This window comes from Sulfuricurvum sp. (genome assembly GCF_019163035.1).
Lineage (GTDB): Bacteria > Campylobacterota > Campylobacteria > Campylobacterales > Sulfurimonadaceae > Sulfuricurvum.
This window is the reverse complement of sequence record NZ_JAFLKV010000108.1, coordinates 1-3,311: the sequence shown is the minus strand read 5'-3', so window position 1 is coordinate 3,311 and position 3,311 is coordinate 1. Positions and strand designations below refer to the sequence as shown.

Annotated in this window: 4 protein-coding genes; 1 reads left to right on the top strand and 3 read right to left on the bottom strand. The window is 39.6% G+C overall.

Features of this window, described 5'->3' with window-relative positions; genetic code table 11:
• The first annotated feature begins 31 nt into the window (after nt 1-31).
• Nucleotides 32-337: a hypothetical protein gene (locus JZU62_RS07850; protein ID WP_295013565.1), complete on the top strand. Its 306-nt coding sequence runs from the start codon at nt 32-34 to the stop codon at nt 335-337.
• 11 nt (nt 338-348) lie between these two features.
• Here the strand turns inward: JZU62_RS07850 and JZU62_RS07845 are convergent, their stop codons facing one another.
• The 3 genes from JZU62_RS07845 to JZU62_RS07835 form a co-directional block, all read right to left on the bottom strand.
• Nucleotides 349-1,809: an SH3 domain-containing C40 family peptidase gene (locus JZU62_RS07845; protein ID WP_295013563.1), complete on the bottom strand. Its 1,461-nt coding sequence runs from the start codon at nt 1,807-1,809 to the stop codon at nt 349-351.
• A 14-nt stretch (nt 1,810-1,823) separates the two neighbouring features.
• Nucleotides 1,824-2,483 carry a S24 family peptidase gene (locus tag JZU62_RS07840; RefSeq protein ID WP_295013561.1) on the bottom strand — a complete coding sequence of 220 codons (660 nt, stop codon included), beginning with the start codon at nt 2,481-2,483 and terminating at the stop codon, nt 1,824-1,826.
• A 333-nt stretch (nt 2,484-2,816) separates the two neighbouring features.
• On the bottom strand, nt 2,817-3,287 hold the full coding sequence (locus tag JZU62_RS07835; protein ID WP_295013559.1) for a tRNA (cytidine(34)-2'-O)-methyltransferase: 471 nt from the start codon (nt 3,285-3,287) through the stop codon (nt 2,817-2,819).
• Nucleotides 3,288-3,311: the final 24 nt, after the last annotated feature.

The following is a 3,311-nucleotide window of genomic DNA, read 5'->3' as shown; positions in this document are numbered from 1 at the left end:
CTTTTACTATCTGATATACAAGGAGCTTTAGATGATAAGCTCAAACGTCTCTTCCATCATGTCTAACCAAACATGGATGAATGCCAATGCTAATAATGTAGCAAACGTCAATACGGATCGCTTCGTCCCTCAACAGACAACAATTAGTGAAACACAAAATGGTGGAACCAAAGCCAATACGGAAACGGCTTCCTCAAACGGTGGCGAAAAATCTCAAACTGATCTATCCAAAGAATTGACGGAGCAAGTTACCATTGAAAAAACAGCTCAATCGAATGTTCAAGCAATCCGAACTCAAGATGAAATGTTCGGCTCACTCCTCGATATTCGCGGATAACTTTTAAACGACTATTTTTTTAAACCCGTTTTAGCTTGGCGAGCAAGGAGAACGGGGGTTCTTGTAAAAATATTCATACTCTCTACTCTTGAAAGCAATTTCATCGATGAATCATAATCATCTAACTCAGAACCTAATTCCAATGTACTGATAACCGCTTTGCCGACAATATGTCGCCCTTTATTACCCAATTTATCCACCGTTCGAATACCCCAAAAATTATGCATCACTATAACACTCTCTTGATAAGTACCGACGTACAGTAGAACATGTCCTTTAAGATAGATAATCGTCTCAAAGGGGACACCCTGTTCTTTGATCAGAGAAAGTTTTTCGTCATCGCTCAAGCCTATAAAAGAGACAATTTCACCTTTACGAGATTGTGCTGCTGAATTACGCGGGAGCCAAATTCCAAATGGAGTCATAAAATCGCGTATCATCGAAGAGCAATCTCGCTCCCCGTACATACCGCCCCAACCATACGTATTTTTGAGGAGTTGATTTCCGATTGAGATCAAATAACTTTTGTTGAACCTGCTAACACCAATATGTGCTGAGTGCTTGGGAAGAGATAGAATCTTAATAGTGTTATTACGATCAACCGACTTGACATAATAGAAATCACCCTCTTCTCTCTCCAGCGGTAAAACCATACCGATACGACAATACGCCACAAATTGATTACGGGTATCATACAAGGCTATATTATCTTCGATAACAAATAGCCGTTGCGATTTTTTGATCGCTGATACTGTCGCATCGTCAATTATACTAACCCCATCTGAGGGAACCCATCCCGAGGCGTTATTAGTAAATATGTAGCTCCATGCTCCATCTTTTGACGTATGAGAGATAAATATCGGTTCATTGTAGTTGACACTGCTGTTTTGGAGAAGATCGAACGGATACCCATCTCCCGCTTTTGATGGATCTTTATACAGTGGCTTGTCGGTTGGAAAAGCCCGCATATTCATCCATTTTAAAGTAATCGCTTTTTGATTGATCGTTCCATAGCTTTCAAAATTAGACTGATTTTTTATCCCCTCAAACCATGAGGGTGGAACAGGGATAAGATTATTTCCATAACCCCCGCGAAAAGCACGCAACGGCCATGTGATCTCCTGAACTTTTTGAGGGGTATTCGTGTAATACCACGGTGAAAAATAACGATCATCAAAGGTCGTTTGTATCTCCAATAAATTCTCTTTATCTATACCGTTTTTCTCGACATACGGAGCCAAAGCTTGTTCAAAGCGCTCTAAATCATTTACTTTCGGACCGTATTCGGGAAACTTTACATCAAGGTCTTGAGGAAGCATACAACAAAAAGGATCGGATAAAGCACTCTGATTAGCGTCCTTTTTCAAAAGAGGAGTCAATGACTTGGATTGAGGATCAGGAACGGGGATATGGGTACTGCATCCGCCCAATGCCATCAACAATATCCCGCTAATCCAATACGATGTTTTCATTTAAAATTCCACTTTTATTCAACTCCGCCGAATCGCCCTACCACTCTTCCGATAATTTCAACTTCATCTTTATGGGCAACGTAGATCGGATAGTCTTTGTTATCCGAAATAATATCAAGTTTACCATCAATCCGAACTTGCAATCGTTTAATAAAGAGTCCGTGTTCGGTTCGAATCGTAAAAATGCCGCCGCGACTAATATCCGTTTTAGAACGATTTATAAAAATTATATCGTTATAGCTAAACGACGGCTCCATTGAATCACCCGATACATTAATCGCTTCAATATGACGCAGCTCTTTTTCTCCGCCCAACGAAAGGACGAAATTATCTTCGAGCATCAGAGGTTCATATTCCAATTCTTCATTCTCAGCGCCTCCCCCCGCAGAGGCACTTACCGAAGAGAAATAACGTACCATATAAAAACGATTTGTCGGTTCGATGAGACTCTCAGGTGATTGATTATAGAGTAGCCAGTTAATGGCTATAGAGCGTTTCGCACAAAAATCCAGCAATTCGTTAAAAGGGATTTTATTCCGCTTTTTCATCGTAGCAAAATTCATTTGGGAAATATCCAACAACTCTGCTACATCTTTATCAAACACTTTTTTTTCAGGGAATTCGGAAGAGACAATATCTTTAATCATCTCAACAATATCCATAAATGTTTTCATAATGAAATCCTTTCGATATATCGATGGTGTATTGTAGATATTATGCCACAAAAAAGTCATTTATATGACAAAATGACATATTTATTGAGAATATTTTAAAATATATCTACAATTTGCCTAATTTAAGTCAAGGAGCTGACAATGGCAAAGGTTATTAGCCAAGCAAACGGATGGATAGATAAATTTGAGATAAAAATGGGGAAATGGGCAGAGAAGATTTTTTAGTCCTCTTTATTATCCCGTTCAAGTCGTGAGAGATGATACCCTCGAAAAATAAAAATTAAAAAGAGAATCAGCAGTATAACTACTACTGTATCAAGTATTTGCATCATGTTACATCATCTTTCGATAAGAATTAAAATTTTGTTTGATCGCTTCATAGAGGATGATACCGCTACTGATTGCGAGGTTGAGACTTCGTCCCTCTTTGGTCATCGGAATTGTCATTGTCTGCGCCGGATACACCTCTAATATCTCCGAGGGTATCCCTGCGGTTTCACTCCCGAAAAAAAGATAATCCCCCTCTTGAAACCGATGCTCAAAATAGGGAAGATCGGTTTTGGTCGTCGCAAAGAAAAAACGCTCACGCATCGGATGAGCTTCCATAAACTCATCGATACTCTCCCACACATGCAAATCGATCTTATGCCAATAATCCAAACCTGCACGGCGTACCGCTTTCTCATCGATATCAAAGCCGATAGGCTTAATCAAATGGAGCGATGAATCTGTATTGACACAAAGCCGCCCGATGGCACCCGTGTTATTCGGAATCTGCGGATGGACTAAAACGATGTTAAACATTTAGAAAATAATCGTTTTGTTAGT